This window comes from Corynebacterium sp. MSK195 (assembly GCF_030228885.1).
GTDB lineage: Bacteria > Actinomycetota > Actinomycetes > Mycobacteriales > Mycobacteriaceae > Corynebacterium.
On record NZ_JASPGT010000035.1, the window covers coordinates 1 to 1,367 of the forward strand.

At 56.4% G+C, this 1,367-nt stretch carries 1 protein-coding gene and 1 pseudogene; both read left to right on the forward strand.

The features are described from left to right. Window positions 1–433 precede the first annotated feature (433 nt). Window positions 434–1,054: a hypothetical protein gene (locus tag QP909_RS11655; protein ID WP_284767322.1), complete on the forward strand. Its 621-nt coding sequence runs from the start codon at window positions 434–436 to the stop codon at window positions 1,052–1,054. Beyond that, window positions 1,051–1,367: pseudogene (locus tag QP909_RS11660) on the forward strand (HNH endonuclease signature motif containing protein); the annotation flags it as partial. The gene QP909_RS11655 and the pseudogene QP909_RS11660, both read left to right, overlap by 4 nt.

Consider the following 1,367-nt stretch of genomic DNA (forward strand, 5'->3'; position numbering starts at 1 on the left):
TAAGCCTGCACACGCTGATGGTACTGCAACCGGGAGGTTGTGGGAGAGTAAGTCACCGCCGACACCAAACAACAAAACACAACAAAATACAGAAACAAAAAGAAGGAGACGGTAAACCACCGTCTCCTTCTTTTCACGTTTTACGGGTAGCAGGCGATACCTGACGACGCTTCGGCGCACACGCTCATTGACTTTATTCCTGGTGGAACTGCAAACAACCGGCAGGGGAGAAATAGGCAACGAACCTTAAACCTTTGCTTTTACCCCCGTGTCTGGTTGTGGTGTGACTCTGGGGATCCCTGCGGATTTAGGGCACCCTATTCGAACGTAAACACCCCCACTAAGGCTACATATCCTTAACTCGGGTTATCATTAGGGCACTTGTTAGAAAACACATACGAACTCTGTTCTTCTCTGCTGGAGTGCCTCGTCCATGACTGCCACACTAAGCCCGCCCGAGCCAGATACCGCCCTCGACTACCCAGACACCCTCCTCATAGGTGACCACCCCGACATCGATCCGCTAGGCGATAGTTCTGTGCCGGAGGCGTTCTACACCACCAACGCACCCGGCAACCACATCGGCAAAGCCGGCACCTACACACGCAAAACCTCCTGGTTCCTCTACCGCGCCATCCTCCCCCAACTAGACGACGACGTCGACCTGAGCCTGACCAGCCTCGCCAAAGACCTCGGCATCTCCTACCACAAGCTGCTAGGTTTTCTCCGTGCCCACTTCCGCATGCGCCAACTACCCCTAGTCACCGAAGTCCAAGGCCAGCATTGGATCCTCGACCTGACAAAACTGCGCATCATCGACCGCGAACTTACCCGCCTAGAAGACAATCCAGACCACCTCGAAGCCATCGACGCCGCACTCGCAGACTCCTCACCCCCACCACACCCAACCAAACAGTACCCACCGACGCCGACCTTCGCCGCTTTATCCGCACCTTCATCGACACCCACCTGCGCCCCGAAGACAAAGAACACAAACCCGAACCACGACTGCGCATCAACTACAACCCGGATAACACCACCACACTATCTTTGACCTGCGATAGTGCCACCGCCACCATCATCGCCCGCCACATCGACGCCTACACCAACCAGACCACAACCACCGCCGCACAAGCACTCATCGACCTCATCCTCGAAGACACCCACACCAGTGTTGCCATCAACACGTTTACCACCAACCCCGACACCAACCTCGTCTTCCACCCCGGTGCCGGATGGATAAACCTCAACCACGCACCCACCAACAACACCTTCATCCGCCGACTCAACGCCGACGAGGTAGACTCTTATACCCCCAGCACCGACATCCGCGCCTACACCCAAGGCAGAGACGCTACCTGCCGCTG